This is a genomic window from Levilactobacillus huananensis (genome assembly GCF_003946145.1).
Lineage (GTDB): Bacteria > Bacillota > Bacilli > Lactobacillales > Lactobacillaceae > Levilactobacillus > Levilactobacillus huananensis.
Map to the genome: position 1 here is coordinate 89,332 of NZ_RHOC01000007.1, position 25,529 is coordinate 114,860.

General features: G+C 47.0%; 29 protein-coding genes. 8 read left to right on the top strand and 21 right to left on the bottom strand.

Annotated features, from left to right (window positions below; all coding sequences use genetic code 11):
* Position 1 precedes the first annotated feature (1 nt).
* Positions 2-217, bottom strand: a complete 216-nt coding sequence (locus EKM71_RS07210) for a helix-turn-helix domain-containing protein (protein WP_125573967.1) — start codon at positions 215-217, stop codon at positions 2-4.
* A 128-nt stretch (positions 218-345) separates the two neighbouring features.
* Here EKM71_RS07210 and EKM71_RS07215 point away from each other — a divergent pair, with 128 nt between their 5' ends.
* Both EKM71_RS07215 and EKM71_RS11220 read left to right on the top strand, forming a co-directional pair.
* Positions 346-990, top strand: a complete 645-nt coding sequence (locus EKM71_RS07215) for a helix-turn-helix domain-containing protein (protein WP_125573936.1) — start codon at positions 346-348, stop codon at positions 988-990.
* A 63-nt stretch (positions 991-1,053) separates the two neighbouring features.
* The gene (locus tag EKM71_RS11220; protein WP_125573937.1) at positions 1,054-2,208 is read left to right on the top strand and encodes a site-specific integrase; all 1,155 of its coding nucleotides are present in this window, start codon (positions 1,054-1,056) and stop codon (positions 2,206-2,208) included.
* 646 nt (positions 2,209-2,854) lie between these two features.
* Here the strand turns inward: EKM71_RS11220 and EKM71_RS07225 are convergent.
* Entirely contained in the window at positions 2,855-3,598 is a 744-nt protein-coding gene (locus tag EKM71_RS07225) for a LysR family transcriptional regulator (RefSeq protein WP_125573938.1), read from the bottom strand.
* 116 nt (positions 3,599-3,714) lie between these two features.
* On the opposite strand from EKM71_RS07225, the gene EKM71_RS07230 reads away from it, so the two are divergent.
* Positions 3,715-4,113, top strand: coding sequence for a tautomerase family protein (locus EKM71_RS07230; RefSeq protein WP_125573939.1), 399 nt, complete (start codon positions 3,715-3,717; stop codon positions 4,111-4,113).
* A gap of 240 nt (positions 4,114-4,353) precedes the next feature.
* Here the strand turns inward: EKM71_RS07230 and EKM71_RS07235 are convergent, their stop codons facing one another.
* The 16 genes from EKM71_RS07235 to EKM71_RS07310 all read right to left on the bottom strand — a co-directional run bounded on the left by EKM71_RS07235 (position 4,354) and on the right by EKM71_RS07310 (position 17,728).
* The gene (locus tag EKM71_RS07235) at positions 4,354-5,205 is read right to left on the bottom strand and encodes an aldo/keto reductase (RefSeq protein WP_125573940.1); all 852 of its coding nucleotides are present in this window, start codon (positions 5,203-5,205) and stop codon (positions 4,354-4,356) included.
* A gap of 221 nt (positions 5,206-5,426) precedes the next feature.
* Positions 5,427-5,804, bottom strand: a complete 378-nt coding sequence (locus tag EKM71_RS07240) for an NAD(P)H-binding protein (RefSeq protein ID WP_164504752.1) — start codon at positions 5,802-5,804, stop codon at positions 5,427-5,429.
* 71 nt (positions 5,805-5,875) lie between these two features.
* Positions 5,876-6,238: a nuclear transport factor 2 family protein gene (locus tag EKM71_RS07245; RefSeq protein WP_125573942.1), complete on the bottom strand. Its 363-nt coding sequence runs from the start codon at positions 6,236-6,238 to the stop codon at positions 5,876-5,878.
* A 35-nt stretch (positions 6,239-6,273) separates the two neighbouring features.
* Positions 6,274-6,876 carry an NAD(P)H-binding protein gene (locus EKM71_RS07250; RefSeq protein ID WP_125573943.1) on the bottom strand — a complete coding sequence of 201 codons (603 nt, stop codon included), beginning with the start codon at positions 6,874-6,876 and terminating at the stop codon, positions 6,274-6,276.
* Between the two features lie 82 nt (positions 6,877-6,958).
* The gene (locus EKM71_RS07255) at positions 6,959-8,299 is read right to left on the bottom strand and encodes an MFS transporter (protein ID WP_125573944.1); all 1,341 of its coding nucleotides are present in this window, start codon (positions 8,297-8,299) and stop codon (positions 6,959-6,961) included.
* Between the two features lie 168 nt (positions 8,300-8,467).
* Positions 8,468-9,511 carry a zinc-dependent alcohol dehydrogenase family protein gene (locus EKM71_RS07260; RefSeq protein ID WP_125573945.1) on the bottom strand — a complete coding sequence of 348 codons (1,044 nt, stop codon included), beginning with the start codon at positions 9,509-9,511 and terminating at the stop codon, positions 8,468-8,470.
* Positions 9,512-9,525: 14 nt separating this feature from the next.
* Positions 9,526-10,008 (bottom strand): flavodoxin family protein, encoded by a 483-nt coding sequence (locus EKM71_RS07265; protein ID WP_125573946.1) that lies wholly within the window; start codon positions 10,006-10,008, stop codon positions 9,526-9,528.
* Positions 10,009-10,160: 152 nt separating this feature from the next.
* Positions 10,161-10,589, bottom strand: coding sequence for a MerR family transcriptional regulator (locus tag EKM71_RS07270; RefSeq protein WP_125573947.1), 429 nt, complete (start codon positions 10,587-10,589; stop codon positions 10,161-10,163).
* A gap of 19 nt (positions 10,590-10,608) precedes the next feature.
* Positions 10,609-11,262, bottom strand: coding sequence for an NAD(P)H-binding protein (locus EKM71_RS07275; RefSeq protein ID WP_125573948.1), 654 nt, complete (start codon positions 11,260-11,262; stop codon positions 10,609-10,611).
* Between the two features lie 2 nt (positions 11,263-11,264).
* Complete coding sequence (locus EKM71_RS07280; RefSeq protein ID WP_125573949.1) at positions 11,265-11,846, bottom strand: flavodoxin family protein; 582 nt, start codon at positions 11,844-11,846, stop codon at positions 11,265-11,267.
* 239 nt (positions 11,847-12,085) lie between these two features.
* The gene (locus EKM71_RS07285) at positions 12,086-12,505 is read right to left on the bottom strand and encodes a GNAT family N-acetyltransferase (RefSeq protein WP_125573950.1); all 420 of its coding nucleotides are present in this window, start codon (positions 12,503-12,505) and stop codon (positions 12,086-12,088) included.
* Positions 12,506-12,586: 81 nt separating this feature from the next.
* A complete protein-coding gene (gene pdxR, locus EKM71_RS07290) occupies positions 12,587-13,975 on the bottom strand; it encodes a MocR-like pyridoxine biosynthesis transcription factor PdxR (protein ID WP_125573951.1) in 1,389 nt (462 codons plus the stop codon).
* A gap of 128 nt (positions 13,976-14,103) precedes the next feature.
* Positions 14,104-14,907 (bottom strand): phosphate ABC transporter ATP-binding protein PstB, encoded by an 804-nt coding sequence (pstB, locus tag EKM71_RS07295; RefSeq protein WP_125573952.1) that lies wholly within the window; start codon positions 14,905-14,907, stop codon positions 14,104-14,106.
* An 11-nt stretch (positions 14,908-14,918) separates the two neighbouring features.
* Positions 14,919-15,806, bottom strand: coding sequence for a phosphate ABC transporter permease PstA (gene pstA / locus EKM71_RS07300; RefSeq protein ID WP_057878579.1), 888 nt, complete (start codon positions 15,804-15,806; stop codon positions 14,919-14,921).
* Positions 15,796-16,749, bottom strand: a complete 954-nt coding sequence (gene pstC, locus EKM71_RS07305; RefSeq protein WP_057878580.1) for a phosphate ABC transporter permease subunit PstC — start codon at positions 16,747-16,749, stop codon at positions 15,796-15,798. Before pstC ends, pstA begins: the two co-directional genes overlap by 11 nt.
* Positions 16,750-16,837: 88 nt before the next feature.
* A complete protein-coding gene (locus EKM71_RS07310) occupies positions 16,838-17,728 on the bottom strand; it encodes a phosphate ABC transporter substrate-binding protein PstS family protein (RefSeq protein WP_125573953.1) in 891 nt (296 codons plus the stop codon).
* Positions 17,729-18,077: 349 nt separating this feature from the next.
* On the opposite strand from EKM71_RS07310, the gene EKM71_RS07315 reads away from it, so the two are divergent.
* Entirely contained in the window at positions 18,078-18,428 is a 351-nt protein-coding gene (locus EKM71_RS07315; protein ID WP_125573954.1) for a hypothetical protein, read from the top strand.
* 112 nt (positions 18,429-18,540) lie between these two features.
* Here the strand turns inward: EKM71_RS07315 and EKM71_RS07320 are convergent, their stop codons facing one another.
* Together EKM71_RS07320 and EKM71_RS07325 are read right to left on the bottom strand one after the other, a co-directional pair.
* The gene (locus EKM71_RS07320) at positions 18,541-18,744 is read right to left on the bottom strand and encodes a hypothetical protein (RefSeq protein ID WP_125573955.1); all 204 of its coding nucleotides are present in this window, start codon (positions 18,742-18,744) and stop codon (positions 18,541-18,543) included.
* A 64-nt stretch (positions 18,745-18,808) separates the two neighbouring features.
* Positions 18,809-19,075 carry an HPr family phosphocarrier protein gene (locus tag EKM71_RS07325; RefSeq protein ID WP_125573956.1) on the bottom strand — a complete coding sequence of 89 codons (267 nt, stop codon included), beginning with the start codon at positions 19,073-19,075 and terminating at the stop codon, positions 18,809-18,811.
* A 154-nt stretch (positions 19,076-19,229) separates the two neighbouring features.
* Between EKM71_RS07325 and EKM71_RS07330 the strand changes: the two genes are divergently transcribed.
* The 3 genes from EKM71_RS07330 to EKM71_RS07340 are packed head-to-tail and all read left to right on the top strand — an operon-like array spanning position 19,230 to position 23,220.
* A complete protein-coding gene (locus EKM71_RS07330; protein ID WP_125573957.1) occupies positions 19,230-21,593 on the top strand; it encodes an ATP-dependent DNA helicase in 2,364 nt (787 codons plus the stop codon).
* On the top strand, positions 21,590-22,282 hold the full coding sequence (locus EKM71_RS07335; protein WP_125573958.1) for a hypothetical protein: 693 nt from the start codon (positions 21,590-21,592) through the stop codon (positions 22,280-22,282). Before EKM71_RS07330 ends, EKM71_RS07335 begins: the two co-directional genes overlap by 4 nt.
* On the top strand, positions 22,279-23,220 hold the full coding sequence (locus EKM71_RS07340) for a sce7725 family protein (RefSeq protein ID WP_125573959.1): 942 nt from the start codon (positions 22,279-22,281) through the stop codon (positions 23,218-23,220). Before EKM71_RS07335 ends, EKM71_RS07340 begins: the two co-directional genes overlap by 4 nt.
* 587 nt (positions 23,221-23,807) lie before the next feature.
* Here EKM71_RS07340 and EKM71_RS07345 read toward each other — a convergent pair.
* The gene (locus tag EKM71_RS07345) at positions 23,808-24,848 is read right to left on the bottom strand and encodes a lactonase family protein (protein ID WP_125573960.1); all 1,041 of its coding nucleotides are present in this window, start codon (positions 24,846-24,848) and stop codon (positions 23,808-23,810) included.
* Positions 24,849-24,988: 140 nt separating this feature from the next.
* Here EKM71_RS07345 and EKM71_RS07350 point away from each other — a divergent pair, with 140 nt between their 5' ends.
* The gene (locus EKM71_RS07350; RefSeq protein ID WP_125573961.1) at positions 24,989-25,438 is read left to right on the top strand and encodes a GNAT family N-acetyltransferase; all 450 of its coding nucleotides are present in this window, start codon (positions 24,989-24,991) and stop codon (positions 25,436-25,438) included.
* The last annotated feature ends 91 nt before the right edge of the window (positions 25,439-25,529 follow it).

Consider the following 25,529-nt stretch of genomic DNA (forward strand, 5'->3'; position numbering starts at 1 on the left):
GCTAGGCCTCCTTGGTAGGCTTCTTTGGCGTGTACTCAATTAACTCTGACAGTGGAATTTGTAAGTAATCACATAATTTAGACAAGGTTTCTAAGCTAGCATGTCCCGTTCCATAATAAAGGCTAGTAAGAGTTGACCGTGATATGCCTGTCCCCCTATGAATATCTGAAATTTTCAAACGTTTGACCCCCATTACTGTTGATAAATTATTTTTCATTGTCTCAACTCCTTTTTGAAGCTTTAACGCTTCTTTTTTCATTGAACATACTAAAGATACTAAATAAAAGTTCGATTGTCAATACATAATGCAGGATATATGCTACAATTCTTTTAGAGGTGGAACTTATGATTACAAATAAATTGTCTGTCCTTATGGCAGAACGAAAACTAAAGGCAACACGCATTTCCAGTGATACTGGTATCGCTCGTTCTACTTTATCCGGTCTCACAAATGAATCGAGCAAAATGATACAGTTTGAAACAATTAACACATTGTGTAATTATTTGCGTATAACCCCAAATGATTTTCTTCTATACTCTCCGTTTGATATAGAGTTTGACATACAACCTGTGGATGTTTCCGCATTTTGTTTACCAAAAAGCGATACTGATGACTCTCTAGATGGTCCTATTGTTGGCATTAACACTTTTAAAGTCGATATTTTCGTCAAGATATCTAAAAACGGCCATTCGTACGATACTTACGAATTAAACGCTGGCTTGAATGGTGACTATCAACCGTCTAACGAAGATACTAGTTCGGTAGAATTATTTGGCCTACCAACAATAAACTTAGACATTTCTTCTGTAGGAAAAGAATTGATTTCTTTTTGGACTGAACAATCTTTGCACGCTTTTTATAGTCTTGTAGAGAACCGTTTTCAGAAAGTGTTTAAGGAATCGGCCATTCAATTTCTTAATGAAAGTTCACGCAGTACTATCTTCAACAACGCTACATTTTCGATAGCTCTACCTATTACCCCATTTTAACTATTTCTTAACTCCACGCTTCTTACATACCTACCACCGCTGGGTTATGGAGGAGTTCGTATCATGGCAAGCATTAAAAAGTACACTGATAGACACGGAGATACCCGTTACAGCTTTCAACTCTACGTTGGGACTAACCCACAAACGGGAAAGCCTAAAAAGACTTCTCGCCGGGGATTTAAGACAAAAAAAGAAGCCACCCTTGCCGCCTCTAGGTTAGAACTAGAAGCCAGCACTGGTAGCTTGCAACAAGACAATAATATTCTGTTTGAAACGGTCTATCACGAATGGTATGCCGAGTACGTCAACACTGTACGGGAAAGCACCACTGTTCGGGTAACGAAGATGTTCGATAATCATATTTTACCAGCTTTTGGTAATAAACGCATTCGAACGATCACGTTAGCAGACGTTCAGAGGGCCGTTAACGGCTGGTTTAAGGAAGTTAAGGTAAACTATAAGCGCTGGTATAACTTTGCCAATATGGTGTTTAAATACGCCTTAAAGCAGGGCTATATCATCAGCAACCCAGCTACTCTGGTGACCATGCCTAAACGTCGGGACAATTGGCAACGTGATCCCAATAAGTTCTGGACTAAACAACAATTAATTCATTTCTTTAGCTATATTGACCCGGTAGAGGACGCTGAAAAGTACACCTTGTTTCGTGTATTAGCTTATACCGGCATTCGCCGTGGTGAGTGTCTGGCCCTTACATGGCAGGATATTAATTTCAAGCAAGCCACCCTATCAGTGAATAAATCTATTGCGCAAGGCACTGGTGGTAAACAGATTATCCAGCCGCCTAAGACTAATACAGGTAAACGGATCATCCCTTTAGATGATATTACACTAGGCCACCTTAAACACTGGCGGCATGCTCAACAGCGCTTATATCTCATGATGGGGTACAATACCATGGCACCGGGCCAATTAATCTTTGCCAACACTAAGAATGGCATGAAGTCGCTTAATACTCCGGGAAAATGGTTACACGCAATCATCGATGATAAACCGGATGAGTTCCCTAGAATAACAATCCACAAGCTACGGCATACTCATGCTACTTTACTTTTTGAGGCTGGCGCTTCTATTAAGGAAGTACAGGATAGATTAGGGGATGCCGATGTTGATACTGTTATGAATGTTTACGCTCACGTTTCTAACGAACAGCGTAGAAATACGACGGATAAATTAACTCGATTTATGGAATCTTAATTTCCAGTATTTTCCAGTAAATTGAGCAAAAATTAGGTAAATGGCATTCAATTTGGCATTCACAGAATTTTAAAAAGCAATTCCATCCCCCATGTACCTTGGTATATAAGCATTCGTTAAAATGTGGGTTCAATCCCGGTAGGGTCCATTGGATAGGTTTTAGTGGAATGTAATGAGCATCAAAGTGTTATCGATAGTGATAGATATGAATAGAGCGTGAGCTGAGAAATTAGCTCACGCTCTATTTTTTATTTCGCACCAATGACACCAACTGAGCATCACTTTTTGACCTCAATATCATTGAACCTTTTTAATAAAGGTTTCAACAATCGACCTGATAATGTCAGTAATCGGCAACGAAAACAGACTATCTAATTGCCTTCCAAAAATCAGCTATATAAAATACATATTCAAATAACGGCCCCATTTTCACTTTGCCAATCCCTTGTCCCCCATAGAGTACAGCGAATACGAAATACAACTCAAAAACGTTTTTTGGAATTTAACTACTACTTTGCCACATTTCTATTCCTCAAGAATAAATTGTGGTTCGTTATGGATGGTATCAAAAAACGAGTCTGTCCCAGACTCGTTCCTACGTTTAGTCAATAACTAATGACGGCTTAATAGTAAGCTGGTTCCGTGATCAATCAGACGTTACTTTCTGAAACGTCCAGTACGGTATTTTCTGGGTAGCTGTTTCTGCCAGCGGCACAAGCTGATTTTGCTGCAACAGAAATTGTGGTAACAGTGCGACACCTTCTCCTGCTTTTACCAAAGCAACGATACCACTCCAAGAATCCACCTCACTGATAGGCGTTCCTGGTTTAGCTGCCGCCAACGTTGCCCGTCGAAATGGACAGGCCGGATCACTATTGATCAATAGGGGTTTACCCGTGACTTCTTTTCGCTGGGCAGCATAAGCGGCCTGCAACCAGCCACGTTCAAGTACACGGTAATCAGGATTTTTGAAATCCGCATAGGTAATGACTAATTGCGCTGTTTCCGTCGTGTCATTCACCAGCTTGGTCGACTTTTTAATGGCAAACTGGTATTTTTCCAAATCATATTTATGTTGCGTGACGACTAAGTAGTCAAACAGGAGCTCTGAAATGGTGATGTGCGTCCCTGTTTGCGTCTGGCCCAATTGTTGATGCAACCGGGTTGTCTCTGCTAAAACCTTTTGGGTATAACGATAAAAAGTGTCCCCAGCAGCTGTGGCGGTCAACCCCTGGTAACCGCGCACGAACAACTTAACCTGTAGTTCAGCTTCCAAGGCCTGGAGCCGGGCCGAGACATTAGACTGCGAATACCCTTGCTGGGTGGCGGCTCGATTAATTGACTTTAGAGTGTACATTGCCTGAAACAAACTAAGATCTTGAATTTGCATCGTTCATCCTCCTAGGCCATCGTATTTTACGATAACTATACCATATTTTGAACATAGGCAGGCTACCCATTTCTGGCTATACTAAGTCTTGTAAATCACTAAGGAGGACATTCATTATGCCATATTTAAACGTCAGAATCGCCGCACCCAAATCCACTGAGACCGCGCAAAAAGTCGCCCAACTCCTAACCAACCTAGCAACGGACACATTGGGAAAAGCCCATGACGTTGTCGCTGTAGATGTTCAGTTTGCCGATCAACCCCATTGGTTCGTCGGCGGCCAAGCCATTGCCAATCAGGATGCCGTCACTTTCTACATTGAAATCAAGGTCACCACAGGGACAAATACGCGCGATGAGAAGGCCCAATTTATTGAGAAAGCCTTCACGGGTATGCAGGCCATCCTAGGCCCAGTCGCACCTGCCAGCTACGTAGTCGTGAAGAATGTTGATGCGGATGATTGGGGCTTCAGTGGCAAAACCCAAGCCTACCGGTACATTGCGCCACAAATTTAGCTCATAGATTAAAGCATCGGTTACCAGCAATACTGTTGGTAACCGATGCTTTTCGTGTATTTAAATTTTGGCCATTAAATAAGTAAACAGATCAATGCGCGCGCCTGAAAAATAACGCAATCGGCACTGTACACATCGAAAATGAACTGACTCTTCTGGACCTGTTCTTCTCTAAAGTTCAAATTATTATTTCAGATTCTAGAGTTTTGTCCCAGACTCGCCACATTTAAAATTAATTGATTAATCTTGGCGACCGCCTAATGCTTCCACCATCTTAGGATCACGGTGATCAAAGAAGGCTGATTTTTGCATGTCGAGGGCAGCAATTTGGTCCATTTCAGTAACCGACAATTCGAAGTCAAAAATATTGATGTTCTCTTCCATCCGGTTCTTGTGCACGGACTTAGCTAATGACACGACACCTCGTTGGTAGAGCCAACGCAGAACCACTTGACCGACGCCCTTGCTGTGAGCTCGTGCAATCTTCGCCAACGTTTCATTAGTAAACAGATTGTGCTTACCTTCAGCAAACGGTGCCCAAGCTTCTGGTTGGATACCTTCCTTCTTTAACCAATCCATTTCATCTTTTTGCTGATTCCACGGATTGATTTCAATTTGGTTTAATTGTGGCGTGACATCGTTATGGATATCAAGATCAACGAACCGGTCGGCATTGAAGTTGGAAATCCCAATAGCCCGAACCTTACCCGCCTTTTGTAATTCTTCCATAGCACGCCATGACCCATAAACGTCACCATAAGGTTGGTGAATCAGGTACATATCCAAATAATCCAATTGCAATTTATCCAGTGAATCTTGGAATGCCTTCATCGTTGCATCGTAACCCGTTGAGCTGACCCACACTTTGGTCGTCACGAAGAGATCTTCACGAGCAACTGGTGATTCCTTGATAGCTTCACCAACTTCGGCCTCGTTACCATATGCTTGAGCCGTATCAATCAACCGGTAGCCTGCGTCAATTGCATCTAAAACAGCTTGTTTAGTCCCACCATTTTGGATTTGGAAAACGCCAAACCCAACTGCTGGCATTTCAACACCGTTGCTTAATTTAATCATTGGTACACTTGTCATATTTATATTTCTCCCTTGTTTGACTTCGTGGATTCACTATAAACTATACAGCTAGCTCCATAGCGAGTCCTTTTCTAATTTTTTTGAAACCTTTATTATTACGAAACTCATCAAGAACCCTCGCCAGGCCTTTTAATAGAACGATGGCTTTGCCATGCTCTCAGAACACTTTTCAATAATGGCCATATTTTGATGAACTTCAAGATTTGGTTGCTTGACGATTACCGTGACAAGTTAGCAACGGCTTGACGAGAAACTTGGGCACCAGTGACCGTTTCACCAAACGGAACCAACGTATAGTCTGTCTTTTGCGTATTGTTATAGAGCATGGTCATCCGAATATAAGTTTCATCGATTTGCGGGTCGTCTGCTATCGATTTGATTTCAGCCCATTCACCGAACTTCCCACCTACTTCGTCGTAGAGACCAATAGTTTCTGAAATAACCAGTCGCTTAACACCCGCAATCTTCATCGTTTGATGTGTTGCATTCATGGCATCAGTCAGCGAAACATTAAGAAATACCAGGTCTTGACCACTTAAAGACACTACTACCTTCTCTTTGTCCTCTAAGTCACCATCAACGAACTGAACGCACAAATTATCAATGGCTAAACGTTGCTTGACGTTGTGACCAAATATGCAGTATCCAAAATCAATTATGTTTCACCCTAATAAGTAGTCACAACGGCCGCCGCGACTTGCCAACTTCCAGCAACCTGTTCAACTGTCATCACTGTATTTAAAGGCCACTCATGCTGACGGCTTCCGTGAATACTAGCCACCACTCGGTTTTGACCAGTGACTTGCCAGCCAGTCGCCGTTGTGACCATCGTGACATGATCTTCAACCGATGAAAAGTAGTGCATCGTGCCTTGTTGTATCTCATGCAACCATTCTCTTCGGGGCTGAACGTACCCCGTCATATGCGTCAATGTAAAGGTTGGTGCCAGCAACTGATCTAAAGCTACTGTGTCATTAGCTGCCATCGCTATATTGAAGGCCCGATATAAGTTTAAAATATCATCGTTCATCCATGGGACTTCCTTTCAAATCATCATTCACCTTGTTAGTTCCGGTTAACTCCTAAACTATCACGAGCACCGAGCGTCTCATCATGAGCTAACCGAACGACAAGATCTGCAATACTCTTGCGTGAAACATCATGGCCGCCGAAAGGCTCACCCTTCTTAGTCACTTGATAATCCGTATCATTACCATTGTCAAACCATCCCGGACGAATAATCGTATAATTAAGGTCAGACGCCTCAACAACATCGGCAGCCGCACGATAACCTTGTAACATGGGATTACTACGGAGATTACCACTAGCCCCTACACTCGCCGGAATTTCATTATAAATTCCCATCGATGTGATAAACACCAAGCGCTGAACCCCTGCTGTATCCATAGCAGCAACTAAACTCCTAGCCATATTAGATAAATTACCACTCAACGCCGCAAAAACGACGTCTTGCCCACGCAATGCTGTCCGTAGTGTTGCTACATCGGTGACACTGCCGGCAACTGCCTGTTCGCGATTGGACAGTTGACCCAAGCGATTGGTATTCCGTGCCATTAAAGTTAGTTGATCATCCGTATGATCCAAGAAATATTGCCGGGTAACACTCCCAACAGAACCAGTTGCCCCAATGATTAAAACGTTTGTCATCATCAATTCCTCCGTTCATTTATGAATAAGATTAGTGTAGTCCCTTGTAGTAACTGCAAGGCAAGCCGTATTTAAAATTTTTTTATTTTGATTGCCGCTCACCTGGCACAATCAACACGACAGCAGCAACCAGCGCAACCAGCAGTAAGCCTGCCCCTACTAGAATTGCGTGCTGAAAGCCTTCAATATGACCACCAAATAGATCCTGTGTCGTCACCAGAATCGATAGTCCAACCGAGCCTCCAATCTGATGCATCACATTCACCACACCAGAAGCGGCGCCGGCATCGGTTCCCTGGGTATGGGCCACACCGGCTGCCGTAAAGGGACTCAGCGACAGTCCCTGGCCGATGCCAATCACAACCATTGGTGCCGCAATCCCCCACCAATAGCCAACAGGGGATGTAAACCAGCTTAACCACAACATGCCCGCTGCGGTTAACGCAATCCCTACTACCAACAAGCCACCATTGCCCCATTTAGCGGTCAGTCTTGCTACCTGTAACGCTACAACAAAGTTAACAATAGTTAAGGGGAAGAAGGCCACACCTGACATCAACGCGCTAAAACCTAATTGATTTTGCATCAGCTGTGGCGTAATGAACCAGAATCCCATCATGGCGCCCAGATACAGAAACCGACCGACATAGGCGCCGATCCGTTCACGATCGACAAATAAGCGCAGTGGCATGATTGGTTGTGCCGTTCGATATTCTTGATAGATAAAACTGACCAAACCAATCACGGCCACCACTAAGGCAAGCAATCGTGCCCGTTTGCCAATAATGCTGTAAACTAAGGCACTCATTCCTACCAAGGAGCTTAGCGTACCCCACCAGTCTAAGCGGCCACCCTGACCATGATCCAACTGTAAGTGCTTAACGGCCAAATAAAACATCCAAATGCTAATTGGCACGTTCATGAAGAAACCTACCCGCCAAGTCAATAAACTCGCAAATACGCCGCCAATGACCAAGCTAACACTAGCACCAATACCGGCCATGGCCCCATAATAAGCAATTGCCTTGATGCGCTCTGCCCCCTCATAGGTATCCATTAAAATCGCCAGAGTCGTCGGCGCTAGAATGGCTGAGCCAATTCCTTGAAAAGCCCGTGCCGCAATGATCATTGGTGCATTGACTGCTAGTCCAACTAGTAATGACCCTAATCCAAAGATCACTAAGCCTAGTTGAAAGACACGGCGTCGACCGAACAAGTCTCCGGCACGACCACCCAATAAGAGAAACCCACCAAAGGTTAACGAATAAGCGCTGCTAACCCAGGAAAGTGTCGCTTGGTTAAGCGCTAAGTCGTGGGCAATTTTAACTGTTCCCGTAAAAATAATCGAATTGTCCAGAAGAATCATAAAGTAGCTCATTAAAATAACCAGTAGAATCCAATCAAAACCTTTTCGTTTTTTCATGTCATTACCTCTCGTTCTTTCAAGTGAATGATTAGAAGTTTAGACCTTCACCTGTACTTCAAGGCAAGCCATAATTTTGTTTTTTCAAAAATATTTTTTCATAACTAGAATTTATTACTAGCAAAAAAGGATGCCTGCTCAATGCAAACATCCTCGTTATTTTTAAATTTATTGATCGATCACCAATAATGACTTAATCGCTTTCCGCTGGTCCATTGCAGCATACGCATCGGCCACGTGATCCAAGTCAAAACGCTGTGTGAAGACTTTCCCTGGGTGAATATCACCTTTTAAAACGGCAGCCAATAACACATCACGATCATAAGTGGTGACCGAAGCGATACCGCCACGGAGCCCAATATTCTTCCAGAAAAGATTGTTCGTATTCATTTCAGCTTTCTGGGGAACACCCACGCGACCAACAACTGCGCCAGCCCGGCCAACTTTAACAGCCGTATCTACAGACTGCGCCGTCCCCACACATTCCAACACAGCATCTGCACCAGCGCCAGCTGTTAAGTCCATCACACGTTGAACAGCTTCGTCGCCACGTTCAGCAACAATATCTGTCGCACCAAATTCCTTAGCCAATGCCTGACGATCCGCATGCCGGCTCATCGCAATGATTCGTTTGGCACCACGGAGTTTAGCTGCAATGACGCCACAAAGGCCAACTGCACCGTCACCCATCACAACAACCGTATCACCGTCTTTGACTTCGGCAGTTGCCGCAGCATGGTAACCAGTGGCCATCACATCAGCCAATGTCAAAAGGTCATTGAGTTGCGCATCCGAGTAATCACTAGGTTGGCCGGGAACCTTAACCAGCGCCCAGTCAGCGTTCTTAAACCGTAAGTACTCGCCTTGGTAGCCGACAATTTCATCATCAGTCCGAGCATTTTCACAATTTCCATCAAAGCCTGCCAAACAAGCCGCACAGTGACCGCAACCGTGAGTAAATGGCGCAATCACAAAGTCACCGGGTTTCACGTTGGTAACGGCACTCCCCACACTTTCGACAATGCCAATGGCTTCGTGTCCAACTGGCGTATTCTTCTGCCGGTCATTGATTCCGCGATACCACCACAAATCAGAACCGCAAACACAGGCGCGGACAATCTTTAATACGGCATCTGTTGGTTTTTTGACCGTTGGCTTAGGTAATTCTTGCGCTTCAACTTTTCCTGGTTCAATAAATACTGCTGTTTTCATGTCATTAGCCTCCACTATTTAACCATTAATTTCTGTAGCCAATCAGCCACTAGCTGATTCGACTGTGGCAGTTCGCTAGCTGCGACACCTAATCCAGTCGCTACCGAGAGACTTGGGACTAACTTAGCAAAATCAGTCTCATAGTCACCTGGTGTGCCCGCGTCTGTATAGAACGGCGCCACCGTGCCCTGATATCCCTGCAACTGCTGCAAGAAAGACCGCACTGGCGTTGCTACCTTGGCTGACCAGACTGGACCACCAACCAGTAATAACTGGACCTGATCCAACCGTGGCTGCTCATTGGTCAGCATGGAAAGCTGACCAGTCGCCAATTGTTGATTCGCCACATCGGCGGTCGCATACATGTCGTCTGGAAACGTGCCTGCCGACACGGTTAAATCCAGCCGATCTGCACTGGTTTCCTGTTGGATGATTGTTGCCAGTTTTGCCGTATTACCAGACCATGAATAATCCACAATTAGAACGTTATTTGTCATGTCGACTCCTCCTAAACTTAACTACGCTCCAGTCTAGACCTTGAAGTGGACTTTAAGGCAAGTATTCTTCAAAATAAAACAACTGAAACAAAGCTCAGGTGCTTATTTGACGCCAAATATATATTAGAATTGGCGATTAATCATGAAATCCATTAGTCAGCTTCATTATTTTCCCGTTCAACCTTCGCTGCATGTTGTTTCTCCAGCTCACGGAGTTCCTCTTCCGTTTCCTGCATATGATCATAGAAATGGTTAAGCTTATAGTTCAAATGGTCAATGGCGGCTTGCAAGTCATCTCGCTTTTCTTCCATCACGGCTAACTGTTCCTGCAACAATGCTTTTTGTTCTTTAGTATTATCCTCTTGCGCATCGAACAGCTCAATGTAGCGTCGTAAATTTTCAATACTCATTCCGGCAGCCCGCATCTGTGTCACAAACTTAATTCGTCGGATAATCCGGGCATCGATATCACGATTCCCCACTTCAGTTCGATCGATTGGCGGAATCAAGGATTCCTTCTCGTAGTAACGAATGGCAGCCGAGGACACCCCTGTCTTTTCACTGGCTTCTTTAATGTTCATTTATGTCACTCCCTATAAATTAATAGACTGGTCGCGTTTGTCTCTCAGTATCAGGATCTGCTATCCCAATACTATCACGACTGTACTTGCTAGGGTCAGCAATAATGGTTAATACAACATCTGCGATACTTTGACGAGACCCTGAAACCCCGTTATAGGACTGATTACGGGTCGTAACGGTATAATTGATGTCCCGATCATTGAGCCAAGGCAACCGTAGTGTCGTGTAGTCTAAACCTGAATCAGCCAATAACTGATCGGACTTTCGCGCTGGTGCCATGCCAGCACCGATCATGTCAAGATTCCACTGACCGAACTCACCGCCAACTTCATCATATAGGCCCAAAACATTCGTAAAGATTACGCGAGATACTTGATTGGCTCGCATTCCCGCAATGACATTTTTCGTCAACCGATTCTGGCGATCATGATCGACGACGGCAACAAACACTAAATCTTGATTGGCCATTGCCGTCCGCACGGCCTCTGGATCGGTAATATCCCCGTCCACCAGCGTCACCCGTGAATCTGATTGTAAATCGGCCAGCCGCCCAGTATCTCTGAGAAAGAGGGTTAACGACACATCAGCAAATCGGTCTTCCGTTAAAATCCGTTGTTCAACAATTCTTGCAATCTGGCCATTTGCTGCTAAAATCATTACTTTTCTTGTCATGATTAAGACTCCTTTGTCTGTGTTAACCAGCGCTTAAAATCACTGGTCGTGTGTTCTAACTGCACATCGTGAATACTATAGTTGGGTAGAATCGTTGTGCTGTTCGGCGTTAGACATTCTAATACCTGCTGTGTATCACCCGATCCATACCCGGCGTTAGTTGAGAATGACGCGACTCGTTTACCGGCTAACTGCTTACCAAACTGGATCAAAAATTGGCGCATCGGATTAGCCGGGGTCATTGCCCAGATTGGGTGACCTAATAAAATCAAATCATACTGACTTAGGTCAGGCAGGTCGGTTACCTTTAATGTCGGCCAAGCTTGTCGCTCACGTTCTGCCGTTGCCCGGGTGACACTCGCTTGATAATCACTAGGATATGGCTGGTCGACCACTAATTCATAACTGTCAGCTTGTAGATAACGCTGTGCTAATTCTGTCTGAGCTTCGGTATTGCCGCTCCGGGAGAAGTAAATAATCAGGGTCTTAGCCGTTGGCGTTAAATGTCGGTTTGGCTGTTCGTTTCGATTGGTATCTTGTCCATCAGAACGGGCCCCACGGCCTTTTGGTAACTGTTTTGTCATTATTCACTACCTTCTTTCTACTTGCTTGAATGATTTTAGGTTAAACCTTAATGTGTACTTCAAGGCAAGTGAAAAATCAAAAAAATCGCCCTCCCTTTTCAGGGCGGCGATTGTCGTTACTGCTTTAAATTCAAGGCATCCAATTTGGTAAGACTTTTTTCGTAGTCAATGTGGGGCCTCGCTAGCTTACCCATTTGCGGCAAAGTTAGAAGTTATTTCAGATGTCCCCATCTCTTTTTTTAAACTGTCCAGTCGGCAGGATCCAAATGCTGTGGATTCTTTACATAGCCGCGTGCATCCTTCGTAAAGCCAATCTTGGCATAGAAATCTTTAGCGTATAAAGATGCTAATAACACGGTGTGCAGCGTCTGCCCCAACTGGTCTTGAACCATCCCCAACAAATGCCGGCCGATCCCTTGGTACCGATAATCGGCATCGACGGCCAAATCGGCCACGTAAATAACATCGGCATAATCCGTCAATCCGCGAATGTAGCCAACGACCTTGTCCCCATCCCAAGCCGTATATAAGAAGTCGGCATGGTCCAACATTCCCTGAAGCTTCTGCGGATCATTGGTCTGACGGTGAAGCTCTGTCCGTAAAAGAAGATCTCTAAATGTGGCAACTTCTAACCTAGCCTCTAATTGATAAGTTATCATGTAATCGCCCTTTCTGATTGCTTAACTAACTCTCAGTATAGGCAGATGACATGAGAGATGAAGTGACAGTTGATGACTAGTTTAAGCGGACAGTTCCTTTAGCGCTAGCACTAACTTGGCGACCCCTTGTCGAAACTTCGGTAACGCAAAGTGGGCAAACCCGACAATGTAGTAGCCGGGTTGTTTGTCTTGTAGCCAATACTGATCCATTTTCCGTAGATAAAGGTGCCGCCGCTCCAAGATTTCATCAAACTTAGTCGTTTCTTGTGGCCGTTTCAAACGAAAGACCAAGTGAATACCAGCCTCTCCAAAGCGAGCGGAAATGAGCCCTCGCTGAACGAATGGCGTCAATTGTTCCTGTAAAAATGCATACTTCCGGCGATTCAAGCGCAAGGCCCGTGTGATGTGTCGACTATAAGCCCCCGAAGCCAAGAATTCTGCCGTCGCCGCCTGAATAATAGCCGCGACGCCATTGTTTTCATAGGCAAATACTTTCTGATAACTGGCCACCAACTGCGGCGGCAACACCATAAAGCTGAGTCGCAATTCAGTCGAAATGGACTTGGAGAAACCGCCCAGATAAATAACCCGCTGAGCATCCAGTGAAGCCAAGGCCGGCATTGGTCGCATAGACACCGAAAACTCGCTGTCGTAATCATCCTCGATAATCAAGCCCTGCTTAGTCCGCATGACAGCTAGTAAAGACTGGCGGTTGGCTAATGGCATCACTGGTCCCAAAGGAAATTGATGGGAGGGCGTCACGTAAACCAAGTTAACTGGTTCGGCCCGCAGGCGATCAACGTCCATCCCGGTTGTTTCTTCAACTGGAATCAAGACCGGTTGACCGCCCTGACGTCGAATGGTTTCTAGTCCACTGCGATAGCCGGGATTTTCAAATCCAACTTTGAGTGGCGATTGAAATCGATCTTGCATTAGCTGGGTCACCATAACCAGTGAAGCACTGTTACCGGCGGTGATCACCACTTGTTCCGGCTGGCAGTGCATCCCGCGCCGGCGGGCCAAGAGAGCCACAATTTCTTCTCGTAACGCGAGTGACCCTTGCCGCCGAATGGCGGTCTGGGGATCCCGCCGATCCTGGTCCTGAATAGCTCGTTCCAATGACCGCTTCCAAGCGGTCTTGGCATGCGTTTCTAGTAATGAGGCGGCATAGCCCAGTGAGAAATCAAAATCCGGCTGAACTAAATCACGGTCATGTTCGCTGACCATCGACGACGTAACCAACGGCGTTTTGACAAAGAACCCCTGCTGGGGACGATTCTCGATTCGGTCCTCCGCCACGAGCTGTTCATAGGCATTCTCCACGGTCCCCTTAGAGACCGCCAGCTCAGTCGCCAGTGAGCGAATTGATGGCAACTTTCCCGTCAATTCGCCCCGATCCATTGCCGCAGAAAGCTGCTGGATCAATTGCTCATATAGGGGCAGTGACCCTTTTTCTTGTAAAAAGTACATCCCAAGCCCTCCCACTTCTCAATAACGATACCCTTAGTTTACCAGTAATCGTTAACGCCTGTATGGCCTCTTTGAACGCAAAAAGCTCGTAGCACATGGCTACGAGCAACTAACAGCTCTAAAAATAACTACCCAAAACTTCCGGAAATATAATCTTGCGTGACCGGAATCTGTGGATTGCTAAACATCGTCCCAGTTGGCGTATATTCCATAACGTGTCCGAGATGGAAAAAAGCACACTGGCTACTAATCCGCGCGGCTTGCTGCATGTTATGCGTCACGATGATGATCGTGTACTGCTTCTGCAGCTCCAGGAGAGTCTCCTCAACCTTAACTGTCGAGATCGGGTCCAGGGCACTACAAGGTTCATCCAGTAACAACACATCCGGCGCCATGGCAATCGAACGGGCAATACACAACCGTTGTTGTTGCCCACCGGAGAGGGACAGGGCACTCTTATCGAGACTATCCTTCACCTCATCCCAAAGTGCGGCTCCTCGTAAACTCTTCTCGATGCGTTCCGTTAATTCAGTCTTATTCTTCACCCCGTTTGCCCGCAAAGCATAGGTGATATTCTCCCGAATAGATTTGGCAAAGGGATTCGGTCGTTGGAAAACCATCCCTATGTGCCGCCGAATCTCATAGATATTCACATTTGGTTCATTGATATCAACACCGTGGTACCAGATCTTCCCCGTCACCGTGGCGATCGTATCATTCATTCGATTCAGCGAACGCAGGTAGGTGGACTTCCCAGAACCCGATGCGCCAATGAGTGCCGTAATCTGATTCTTAGGAAATGCCAAATTGGCATCATGCATGGCGTGATTGGTGCCATAGAAGACCTGCAAATTCTCCGTCTTCAATGCCAGAGAGGTCTGGTCGTCAAACGTTTGTACGGCAGTCTTATCAAATGAGTATTGTTTAAGCATCATCACACCCCCTACTTGCTGGCCGTAACCCGACGATACAGGTACGACCCGAGAACTCGTGCACCCAGATTAAAGAGCAACACCGCAATAATCAGCACAGCCGAGGCAGCGGCGGACAAGGCAGCGGCATTGCTGGCTAGTCCTTCTGTGTTCATCTTCCAAATGTGAACTGCCAGCGTCTCGGCTGGTCGGAATGGATTAAGCGGGCTCGCTGCGTCCATTGGATTCCAGTCGGCAAAGTTGGTCACTGGCGCGCTTTGGCCAGCCGTGTAAATCAAGGCAGCGGCTTCCCCAAACACCCGGCCGGCGCTCAAAACAACTCCAGTCACAATCCCAGGTAGCGCCACAGGGAGAATGATCCCCACTTCAGTCTTCCATTTTGACAACCCCAAGGAGAGACCGGCTTCCCGTTGACTACGAGGAACGGCACTGAGCGATTCCTCAATGTTCCGTGTTAACAGTGGCAGGTTGAAGAAGGTCAGAGCAATGGCTCCAGAAATAACCGAGAACCCAATCTTGAACTTAACGACAAAGAGTAAGAACCCAAACAGCCCGACAACAACGGATGGTAGGGAACTGAGAACTTCGATGGCTGACCGAATGAGGCTGGTCCGCCAGTTATCTTTAGCGTATTCTGCCAGGTAGATCCCGGCTCCCAATGAGATGGGAATGGAAATCAACATCGTCAAGACCAGCAGGTAGAAGGAATTGAACAGTTGGACCCCAATTCCCCCGGTGCCATCAAAGGAGTCCGTAGCTCCGGTCAAGAAGCTCCAGCTCACGTGTGGCAGTCCCTTGATAAGGATATAGGCCAACAGGAAGAAGAGGATCCCAACCACAATGGCGACAATGAGATCAATGATTACCGTGGCAATCATATCTTTACGTTTAGCGTTCATGTTTGAGTTGCCCCCTCTTTGCAATGACCCGTACCAGGGCGTTGAAGAATAGTGACATGAGTAACAGGATCAGCGCTAATGACCACAGGGCGTTGTTAGGCAACGTGCCATCGATGGTATCCCCAATCCCAGTTGTTAATTGACTCGTCAACGTGGACGCTGCCGAAATCAAATCCTTAGGCATTACGGCAGCGTTCCCAATCACCATTTGAACGGCTAAGGCTTCCCCAAAAGCCCGGGCCATCCCGAAGATGACGGCGGTCAAAATCCCTGGTGTTGCTGACCGAAGAATAACCTTAGATACCGTTTGCCACCGGGTTGCTCCCAAGGCGAGTGACGCTTCCTTGTAGTAACGCGGCACCGCCCGCAAGCTATCCACCGTCATTGACGTAATCGTTGGGAGTACCATCACAAACAGCACGAAGGTTGCCGAGATAATTCCGAATCCGGACCCTCCAACCAAGTGCCGCATGAAGGGAACCACAACTGCCAGTCCAATGAACCCATAGACCACGGAAGGAATCCCAACCAGTAATTCAATTACGGGTTGGAGAAATTTCCGGCCCTTATTGGGTGAGATTTCAGTCATGAAGATGGCGGTCCCAACAGCGAATGGCGTTGCCACAATTGCAGCGGCGAACGTCACAGCAAAGGACCCCACAATCATGGGTAACGCGCCGATCTTACCTTGGCTTGGCGACCAGTCGGTGCCAGACAAGAACTTCCAGAGACTCACGTGATTTTGCGTAAAGGTGGCAATCCCCTTTGAGGTGATAAACCACAGCATTGAAGCTACGACCAGGATAATGACCCCAATACAGAGATAACTGATCCCCCGGCCAATCCAATCTTCACGAGTCGCTCGAGTGGCATGGTGCAGGCGCTTGGACCATTCCTGTGATTGGGTATCTTGTTTCTTAAGTTGAAAATTTGTTTGCTCCATAAGTTGACTCCCCCCTTTTAAAAAAGGTGAAAGTGCTTCAACCGCACCTTCACCCCATTTCAACATCTTCTAAATCCGCTCTGGATGCTTAGTTCTGGGTAACGACACCCTTAGCGTCCTTCGTCACTTTCATGTCATGGATACTGATGTAACCCATGTCCTTAACCAAGCTGTCTTGAACGGTCTTGGAATCCATGTACTTCAGGAAGGCAGTGGTTGCCTTGTCAGGCGTGCCCTTCGTGTACATGTGTTCGTAGGACCAGATCTTCCACTTGTTCGTTTCAACGTTGTTGTCTGTTGGCGTCACGTTGTCGATAGAAACGGCTTGGAGCTTGTTCGTGAAGTATGAGAAGGCCAAGTAACTTACGGCCCCTGGCGTCGTCGAAACGATCTTTTGTACGGCACCGTTAGAGTCTTGTTCTTGAGACTTTACGGCATCAGTTCCCTTTAAAACGGCATTTTCGAAAGTTGCTCGCGTGCCACTACCTTGGGCCCGGTTGATGATAACGATCTTTTCGTCCTTACCGCCAACTTCTTTCCAGTTAGTAATCTTCCCGGTAAAGATTTGCTTCAATTGTGCCATCTTTAAGTTCTTAATCCCGGTATCCTTGTTGACAACTGGGGCCATCCCCACGACTGCAACCTTGTGGTCGGTCAATTTGTCAGCCTTGATGCCGTCTTTTTCTTCGGCAAAAATGTCAGAATCACCAATAGAAACCGCACCGGCTTGGACCTGGCTCAGCCCAGTTCCGGAACCCCCACCTTGCACAGTCAAGTTAACCTTGCTGTTCTTGGCAGTGAAGTTTGACCCGGCCTTGGCAGCTAATGGTTGTAATGCCGTTGAACCAACGGCCGTAACCTTTCCTGAAAGCGCTGCGCTACTTTCCTTACTGCTAGTTGAACTAGCGGCCTTGCCACATCCAACTAAAAGTAAACTAATTGCTGCAATCCCCATTGCTAATTTTGATCCCTTATTCATCTCTGTCACTCCATGTCTTTGAGATAGTAGAACCATCCAAAGCCAACTTGCACCCCGAATGCCTCCCCTTAACTTACAACCCTGATTCTAAGCGATGAATATATAGTAATCGTCGCAATCGTGTAAATTTTCGGTAAATGTTGGGGAAATCCGCATAATTTTTCTAATAATTAGATGGTTAATACCCAAACACGATTGTTATGACAATTAGTTCGATGATATGTTAACGTTTTACTTCAAAATGCTCTTTATCATTGGGTCACTTGTTAACCAGACGCCTCGTCTGTCAAGGAGAATAATTGCGCGATTAAAGTCGAATGACTAGAATGAAACTAAGGGGTGATCACAAGTGGCAAAAAAAAGTGAAAAAAAAGAACGGCAAGCGATTATCATTGATATGAATGACTTTCTCATGGACTATGCTGCCATTAAATTAGGTAAACAACATGACCTGGCACAACGCGTTTCGGCTGCTGCTAAAGATGATCTGACCAAGCTCGACGAGCTCTTCAAGGACAACGGGATCGGCCGTCGTACTAAGTATTTGGACCTCGCTGCAGGTTTCTTGCGTGACAAAGCCGATGCCGAAGGTGAGTCAGACAACCAGAACTTCGATCAAGAAAGTCAGCAACTCGGACAAGAAGCCATAGCCTACCTCGCCAGCCACGCACAGGACTTTGATCGCTGGGAAGACGAATAAAGGTGTCTAGCCGGTAAACCTTAAGTATAGTTGTTACCTTCTGCAACACGTTTCAACGCTATAGATTAGTCAAAAAAACGGGTTGTGACGTCAAACGTCACAACCCGTTTTTCTATTGCCACTGCCACAGATCCGCTTTCATTTGTGTGGCGATAATCTTGGACAGCATATCAATCAGTTGATCAGGCATATAAGTTGCCGCGTCAAATGACGTGGTCTGCTCGTTAATTTCAGTAATGATCAACCCTTCATGGGCTAATTGTAACCCATACTTTGGGGCAATCCGACAGAGTCTATCGACCTGTTCTTCATTCATAGTGCCATCCCTCGTTTCACTTCATTAAGTCGAGCTTAACGAATCCTAACGAGTGGGTCAAGGCTTAGTAATCACAATACTGATCCTTGACAAGCTGTTGATGGATAGCGGTCGCCAATTGGGCTTCGTCAGGACCATCCGTCACGATTCGAATGAATTTCCCACCATAATTGCCAAGCGTTGCGATTTCAACTTGTTCTCGGGGATTAATTTCGATGTCACGAACCTTAATCGTGGCCTTACTCGTGTGTCGTTGACAGATCCGTTGAAGCGCAGACGCTTCATCAATTGCAGTTATCTCTTCGTGTAGCGGAAAGCCAATTGTTTTCATCCAATATCACCTCGCTTCTTATTGTAAGCGATTTCATAGATTTTGCCAATCCCCTTGACTCACTTTTCACGCTCGTTAGCCAATCGCGAACACGCGTTCAAACCCACCGTAAAATGTGGTATGCTGATTATCAGCAAAAGGAGGTGACGATTGAATGCCAATTAAATTAGGGGTACGCGAATTAGTCGAATTCACTTTACGAACCGGCGACCTGGGCACAACCAGTAACAGTCAAAACACGGCGTTATTAGGAGCCCGCATTCATCGTCGTCTACAAAAACAGCGTGGGGCCGACTACCAGAAGGAATACTATCTGGATAAGACACTCACGCTCAATGGCAACGCGTACCTACTCCACGGACGTGCAGACGGTGTGACCCTGACGGATGGTCAAGCCAGTATCGAGGAAATCAAAACTTCTGAAACGATCTTCGCTAATCTCAGCACCAATACCCTCACGCTCTACTGGGGTCAGGTCAAGCTCTACGCCTACCTCTTAATGGACCATGAACCGGACTTAGACCAGGTCACCCTTACCCTGACTTACTTTCAAACCAACACGGAAACTACCACGCAGACAGACCAAACCATCACCCGGCAGGAAGCCCAAGAATTCTTTGACAAGGTCATCGACGAATACGTCACCTGGCTCAAGTTCAGAGCGGACCTCCGCGATCGCCGCGACCCGACCATTCAACAGCTTACCTTCCCCTTTGGCGAGTATCGACCAGGTCAACGGGAACTCGCCGTTGCCGTGTACAAGACCATTCTCACCAGCAAGCGTCTCTTTGCTGAAGCACCGACTGGTACTGGAAAAACGATTTCCACACTCTTTCCCACCATTAAAGCTATCGGCGAAGGGGTGATCCAACGCATCTTCTATCTCACTGCTAAACAGAGTACTCGGTCCGTCGCCGAAGAGGCCCTCGACCTCATGGCTTCCCAGGGACTCTTACTTAAAAGTATCACGCTGACGGCGAAGGCAAAGATCACCTTCCCCGAGGAAGCCGACCTGTTGCCTGAAGAGAATCCGTATATGTTAGGTTATTATGATCGCTTAAAACCAGCACTTCTAGATCTCATTCAAAATAACGATCAGCTGACCCGCTCTGTGATCGAGACTTACGCGCGCAAACATACGCTTGATCCCTTTGAATTTCAATTGGATGCAAGTCTCTTTTGTGACGTCATCATCGGCGATTATAATTACCTCTTCGATCCACAAGTCCACTTACAGCGGTTCTTCACAACCGAGGATCCCGATAACTTCTTTCTAATTGACGAAGCCCACAACTTGGTCAGCCGTTCGCGTGACATGTACTCCGCTGAGCTAACTACACGCCCCCTAGACCAGCTCATCGAACAAAGTCGGGACTTGGATCAGGCAACCCCAAAACTTCGCCGTCGCCTGCAAGATTTGCGAGCGACCTTTAGCGATATCGCGGCTCCACTCCTGGCCGATGACCGCGATGACAGTACTTTCCTAACCCCTCCAGAGGCAATCGACCATGATCTTGGCCGACTGGTAGAAGCTATTCACGACTGGCTTGTCGATCAACCCCACACCCCCTTTACCCAGGCCATTCTGGATTACTACTTTGCCGCTATCAGCTACCAACGAATTAGCGACTACTACGATGACACCTACCGTATGCGACTCACCATTGCAGATGGCAACATTACGCTCAAACAACTTTGTCTTGACCCTAGTGCTTTTCTATCAGACAGTCTGGCTCTGGGCCACGGTGCCGTCCTCTTCTCGGCAACACTGTCACCAATGGACTACTATCAGCGGGTGCTCGGCGGCAATGAGGACAGCCTGGCTTATCAACTCACGTCACCATTCAAGCCACAACATCAGGCAATCCTTGTCACCAACTACATTCAAACCACCTATAAACAACGGGATGCCAACCTGGCCAATATCCTATTGGCTATCAAAACCCTAGTCGACGGCAAGACCGGGAACTATCTGATCTTTCTGCCGTCCTATCACTACCTCCTCGATGTTAGCCAGGCCTTTACAATGGCCTACCCCCACTTAAAAACGGTCGTCCAACAGGCTCAGATGACTGAGGCCGATCGCGCTGCTTTTCTGGAAAACTTCATCCCTAATCCCCAATCAACATTGGTAGGATTCGCCTTGCTAGGCGGGATCTTCGCCGAAGGGATCGATCTCAAGGCTGACCGACTCATTGGTGTCGGCGTCGTTAGCGTCGGTTTACCCGGTATCAATCCGGAAACCGATCTCCTACGCGACTACTTTGACCAACAATCGCATCAAGGATTTGCCTTCGCCTATCAGCTACCAGGCCTAAACAATGTCTTCCAAGCCGCGGGTCGACTGATTCGGGGATCCAAAGACGTCGGCATTATTCTACTTATGGACCAGCGTTTCAGCAGTCCCCGCTACACGCACTTATATCCCCAACACTGGCAACATTTCCATCGACTTTACCGTCCGGAACAACTCACCAGTGCCGTTCAAAATTTCTGGCATCAGGAGGTCTCGCCATGAAAACCAAATTAACCCTCAAACTCGAAAGTACGCTCTACGCCTATTGCCGTGAAGCCGGCGCCTTTGCCGTTGAAGAAGTCACGATGCCCGATGATCAAGGCATCGTGGACACGCTGAGTTATCAGGCACTTCCGAATGGTGAGATTGAGTGGCGTTGCTATGAACTCAAGGTCACCAAATCTGACTTTCACTCCAAAGCCAAGCTCTCCTTTGTGGGGCATTACAATTATTTTGTACTCCCGTTAAAACTTTACCAGGAAGTTGCCGACGAAATTCCCGCTCATATTGGCGTGTTGATCTACCGACCATTCAATCCGGAAATGCTGGCAACGGCTACGGAAGCACCTAGTACACCAGGCTATTTAACCGTGGTACGTCCCCCCCGCCGCCAAGCGCTTCAAGTGCCGGAATCCGAACTGACGACACGTTTCATTGCCTCGCAAGCCCGAGAAGTCGGCAAAGCCAAACAAATGGCCACCGGACTCAAACAATACAGTACTGAACGCCTCTACCAGGAATTAAAGAAACGCCACCAACACTACGACGTCTATGACCCCGAAGCTAATTTCTACGATCAATTCATCGACGATACCCAATCGACCGCGGTGACGGCCCTGCAGAGCGAAATCGATGCTTTGAACTTAGAACGACACGATCTTCAGCAACAACTCAAGGAGCAGCGATCATGATCTATTTCCCTTACTTTCGGGGTCGCCAATACGACCTACTCGCACTAAAGAACATTGCCCAACAACACATTCTGCCAGTGAATATCATCCCCATCATTGAACCGGTCCGTGACAATCGCGCTTTACCTCAGACCGTCGCGGCATTCGTAAAACATCATCAACCGCTGGTCGTGATTGCGAATCCCACCGTCGGCGATTACGCGCTTACGCAGCAAAAACTTTACGACTGGCACTCGTACGCCGACAATCCCAATCTCATCGTGGGCCACATTTTAACGCCAACAACTATCCCTGATGACCTGCAGGCGACACCGACTCATCAGACGCTGCTGGTCGCTCGCCAATATGATGAACTCCTTGCGGCAAGCCATGCTGGTTGGCTGAATGCCCCAACCCATTTGCTCGTTCCACCCGAAGCCCGGATTCGCCAACTACTCACCCGGCCTAGTGGTAGTCTCTTTGACCATGCCTGGCTACCCGAACACGATCGCAGCTACGCTGACATCACGGACGGTTTCTTTAGCAACGATTGGCAACAAGCTCGCCTCGACGGCTATACCAGTATCAGTGACTACACGATTGGCGGTGCTCACTACAGCGAACATGGTTATCCCGCTCGTGCCGTGACCCTTCACCTGACCTACTTTGCCGGTGACCAGCTCCGAATCCATCGCTTTGTCTCTGACGACCGCGAGGATTTCCGTCATCCCAAGGAAAAATTCTTTCAGGCCGTCGCCAAACTTGCGGCCTGGTTACCCACACAATCAGCTGCCGTGCAAACACCTGCGGCTTTGGCATTAGCCAACTATCACGTGACGCAACACTTCCCAGGACTCGGTGTCGTTAAGCGTCTCAGTCTAGAGCACCACCTGCAAACCATGACGGCCTACTTTAAAACCCACTATCCAGTTAAAAATAAAAAAATTTTATTTCCCTAAACGGTTCACCCTAAAAAGCAACGTATTAGACTGAATTTAACGGAAGAAGGGGAATTCATACGAAACTTAATCGAAAAAACTGGCGACATCTACTGGGCTACAATAAAGTCACGTAACAGTATTCCAAATGGGGACGGTTACTCATCCTACTATTCTGGCCAGTGACAATTTTAGAAACTATCGCGCGGGTTTTCGGGGAAACCACCTGGTGGACGCTTTTAATTAAGGGACTAGCTTACACTTTAGTCATGGTCCCAACTTGATTGTTAACATCATTCGCAATGCCTATCGTGGAGATGAACAGCACTAAGGGGCTAATCGGGATGCGTTTGGAAAGCGTTCTAAATTAGCGCACCTCGCTGCTTGGGCAGTTAAGCGTATACTTTTTCACGGTGTACCAGACTTGCCAGCTCAGGCGAGTTGTCGCGCAAAAACATGGGGCAGCGAAAGTGTTCGAAAGGGTCTAATGGCCCTCTCAAACGCTAGTTTTAAACGCTCAGATCTGAAAAAGGCGCCGCACAACTATCTTCGGGATAATTGTGCGGTGCCTCTATTTTTGATTTAAATCACATCTATCACCTAAAAACCTAGGCAGGTAAGACGCAAACCCCTTCAGGAACCATAAAGTCCTTCTGAACTAAGGTTAATTGGCCACTCTGCGCGTCACGCGTGTACAGTGAGGCATTGTCCGAGTTTTGGTTAACAACGATGACAAATTTTTCATCGTGGGTCCAGTTGAAGTCTCTTGGGAAGTCACCTTCCGTTGAGATGTTCTGAATTCGAGTCAGTGTACCGGCGTCATCCGTTGCAAAAACGGCAAGGGTGTTTTGGCCACGGTTAGACACGTAGAGGAAGCGCCCGTCATGACTCAAACGAATGGCAGCGGAACCGTTATGTGCCGTCCAATCATCAGGAATAGCGGAGACAATCCCCTTAACCGTAAACTTACCAGCAGTCGCATCGTATGCCAGCGTCGCGACGTTACTACTTAATTCACCAACCAGATAAGCGACGTTCTTAGAGGCGTCGAACACGATATGCCGTGGGCCAAAGCCAGCAGGCATTTCTAACGTGCTAACGGCTGATAACTTGCCATCGTCAGACACATCATACAGGTAGACCCGGTCAGTTCCCAAGTCGCAGGCCACTAATCGATTGTCCGGTGTCAAGTTGGCAAAATGTGGGTGTGGTCCATCAGCTTGTTCTGGTGCTGGGCCAACCGGATCATCATCAACAACTTGGTCCGTCTTTAACAGTGTACCATCATCGGAAATGGCATACACGGTGACCGTCCCACGATGGTAATTCGCGGTGTATACCAATTGACGACCTTCGTCGACAGCAACATATGCCGGTGAAGCCCCATGGGTGAGCACTTGTTGAATGGCCCGGGGCTTTTCTTCGGAGACATCATAGATGATTAATCCACCCTGTGTCTGGCCATCAGTTTCCTTCTTGTTGATGACGTACAAGCGTTTGGCGTCGGCTTTAGCGATGTAAGTTGGACTACCTGCCGAAGCTAACCACTCACAATCAGTGAGTTCTGGCTTCTTGGTATCCACACTTACCCGGTAAATTCCGCGGCTGATCCGCTTGGTGTAAGTTCCAATATAAAAATCTTCCGTCATTGTGCTACCCCTTTCAACTTACCAATATCTACTTTCAAGTATAGCACAGCTGACTGGTATACACCGAAGAAGTCTCTGGTCAACTGAACAGTTTACCGGTACAATAGGAGTAATTTGGTTCAGAAAGGACTCACTTGAAGATGTCTAGCTTCGAAGGTTACCACCCGCTTCTCACGCCCCGTTTTCGCTTTGATTGGCTGACGCAATTTAAATTAAAGAACGTCGCCACTCTGACCAGTCAGGATTTAGCAACCGCCGCGGACTGGGTCAATACAACCATGCACAGCACGATGAATCGAACGGCATTAACGTGGGGCATCGAACGGCGGCAAACTCATAAACTCATGGGCTGGGGCGGCTTCACCGATCTTGAGATTCCCGCTCATCGTTGCATGCTCCAAGTTGTGGGTCCCAAATTCACCCCCACTGATCAGGAAGAAATCCTACGCCGCCTGATTGCTTTTGGACATGACGAGTTACAACTAACCACACTCACTCTCGTTGACAACCATCGCTTAGCTCAAACGGCATTGATGGCTGTAGGCTTCCAATACGAAGACCAGCAATGGGTTTGGCACGCGCAACATTAAAACTTAACAAAATGAAACATACTAAGATTAGCTCTGTAAAACCGATTTGGTTTTACAGAGCTTTTTTGAATTATAGTAGGTATATGAAGCT

Coding starts and splice junctions, on each gene's coding strand:
- EKM71_RS07210 (WP_125573967.1), bottom strand. CDS start 217: ATGAAAAATAATTTATCAACAGTAATGGGGGTCAAACGTTTGAAAATT.
- EKM71_RS07215 (WP_125573936.1), top strand. CDS start 346: ATGATTACAAATAAATTGTCTGTCCTTATGGCAGAACGAAAACTAAAG.
- EKM71_RS11220 (WP_125573937.1), top strand. CDS start 1,054: ATGGCAAGCATTAAAAAGTACACTGATAGACACGGAGATACCCGTTAC.
- EKM71_RS07225 (WP_125573938.1), bottom strand. CDS start 3,598: ATGCAAATTCAAGATCTTAGTTTGTTTCAGGCAATGTACACTCTAAAG.
- EKM71_RS07230 (WP_125573939.1), top strand. CDS start 3,715: ATGCCATATTTAAACGTCAGAATCGCCGCACCCAAATCCACTGAGACC.
- EKM71_RS07235 (WP_125573940.1), bottom strand. CDS start 5,205: ATGACAAGTGTACCAATGATTAAATTAAGCAACGGTGTTGAAATGCCA.
- EKM71_RS07245 (WP_125573942.1), bottom strand. CDS start 6,238: ATGAACGATGATATTTTAAACTTATATCGGGCCTTCAATATAGCGATG.
- EKM71_RS07250 (WP_125573943.1), bottom strand. CDS start 6,876: ATGACAAACGTTTTAATCATTGGGGCAACTGGTTCTGTTGGGAGTGTT.
- EKM71_RS07255 (WP_125573944.1), bottom strand. CDS start 8,299: ATGAAAAAACGAAAAGGTTTTGATTGGATTCTACTGGTTATTTTAATG.
- EKM71_RS07260 (WP_125573945.1), bottom strand. CDS start 9,511: ATGAAAACAGCAGTATTTATTGAACCAGGAAAAGTTGAAGCGCAAGAA.
- EKM71_RS07265 (WP_125573946.1), bottom strand. CDS start 10,008: ATGACAAATAACGTTCTAATTGTGGATTATTCATGGTCTGGTAATACG.
- EKM71_RS07270 (WP_125573947.1), bottom strand. CDS start 10,589: ATGAACATTAAAGAAGCCAGTGAAAAGACAGGGGTGTCCTCGGCTGCC.
- EKM71_RS07275 (WP_125573948.1), bottom strand. CDS start 11,262: ATGACAAGAAAAGTAATGATTTTAGCAGCAAATGGCCAGATTGCAAGA.
- EKM71_RS07280 (WP_125573949.1), bottom strand. CDS start 11,846: ATGACAAAACAGTTACCAAAAGGCCGTGGGGCCCGTTCTGATGGACAA.
- EKM71_RS07285 (WP_125573950.1), bottom strand. CDS start 12,505: ATGATAACTTATCAATTAGAGGCTAGGTTAGAAGTTGCCACATTTAGA.
- pdxR (WP_125573951.1), bottom strand. CDS start 13,975: ATGTACTTTTTACAAGAAAAAGGGTCACTGCCCCTATATGAGCAATTG.
- pstB (WP_125573952.1), bottom strand. CDS start 14,907: ATGCTTAAACAATACTCATTTGATAAGACTGCCGTACAAACGTTTGAC.
- pstA (WP_057878579.1), bottom strand. CDS start 15,806: ATGAACGCTAAACGTAAAGATATGATTGCCACGGTAATCATTGATCTC.
- pstC (WP_057878580.1), bottom strand. CDS start 16,749: ATGGAGCAAACAAATTTTCAACTTAAGAAACAAGATACCCAATCACAG.
- EKM71_RS07310 (WP_125573953.1), bottom strand. CDS start 17,728: ATGAATAAGGGATCAAAATTAGCAATGGGGATTGCAGCAATTAGTTTA.
- EKM71_RS07320 (WP_125573955.1), bottom strand. CDS start 18,744: ATGAATGAAGAACAGGTCGATAGACTCTGTCGGATTGCCCCAAAGTAT.
- EKM71_RS07325 (WP_125573956.1), bottom strand. CDS start 19,075: ATGAAAACAATTGGCTTTCCGCTACACGAAGAGATAACTGCAATTGAT.
- EKM71_RS07330 (WP_125573957.1), top strand. CDS start 19,230: ATGCCAATTAAATTAGGGGTACGCGAATTAGTCGAATTCACTTTACGA.
- EKM71_RS07335 (WP_125573958.1), top strand. CDS start 21,590: ATGAAAACCAAATTAACCCTCAAACTCGAAAGTACGCTCTACGCCTAT.
- EKM71_RS07340 (WP_125573959.1), top strand. CDS start 22,279: ATGATCTATTTCCCTTACTTTCGGGGTCGCCAATACGACCTACTCGCA.
- EKM71_RS07345 (WP_125573960.1), bottom strand. CDS start 24,848: ATGACGGAAGATTTTTATATTGGAACTTACACCAAGCGGATCAGCCGC.
- EKM71_RS07350 (WP_125573961.1), top strand. CDS start 24,989: ATGTCTAGCTTCGAAGGTTACCACCCGCTTCTCACGCCCCGTTTTCGC.